The organism is Methylobacterium aquaticum, from assembly GCF_001043915.1.
Taxonomy (GTDB): Bacteria; Pseudomonadota; Alphaproteobacteria; order Rhizobiales; family Beijerinckiaceae; genus Methylobacterium; species Methylobacterium aquaticum.
Genome location: NZ_LABX01000454.1, coordinates 1 through 669 on the forward strand (window position 1 = coordinate 1; position 669 = coordinate 669).

The window sequence follows — 669 nt, forward strand, 5'->3', positions numbered from 1 at the left end:
TCTCGGGTCGACCCGAGATCGGCAAGGCCGATGAAGCGGCTCGAATTTTCTACAACAATCCAGGCAAGCGGCGAAAATTCGAGGATAGAACGCCATGTCGCGTTCCACGACCCCTTGGATCAGTACGGCACACGATCGGCCTTGTCGTGGTACTTTTTCCAAACCTCGATGGCCTCGGCACGCATGATCTGGCGGATCGGGATCGAGCGCGCGTCCACGGGCTTCTTCATCTCTGCATAGATCATGCTGTCATCGAAATTGCCGTAGCGCAGTGCGTCCTCGTTGGTCGAAGCGTAGTAGATCGCCTTGATGCCGGCCCAATAGGCCGCCGCCATGCACATCGGGCACGGCTCGGCACTGGTATAGAGCGTGGCGTCTCGCAGCTTGAAATTACCCTCGGCCTTGCAGGCATTGCGGATCGCCGCCATCTCGGCGTGCCAGGTCGGATCGTTCTCGGCCACCACGCGGTTCGCGCCCTCCGCCAGGATCTTGCCGTCCTGGACGATCACGCAGCCGAACGCGCCGCCGGCACTCTCGACGAGCGAGGTGTGTTCGGACAATGCGATCGCGCGTGCCATGAACGCCTGATGGTCGTCCGTCATCATGGGTTCCTTTCGCCTCTCGGGCAGGAGCGTTGGAAGGAGGGAAAACAGCGCGGTCCCGGCCGCG

General features: G+C 61.7%; 1 protein-coding gene. It reads right to left on the bottom strand.

The window, feature by feature from the left end; all coding sequences use genetic code 11:
- Nucleotides 1–119: 119 nt before the first annotated feature.
- Nucleotides 120–669 (bottom strand): nucleoside deaminase (locus VP06_RS33205; RefSeq protein ID WP_245291409.1); only part of this gene is annotated, 550 nt, incomplete at its 5' end.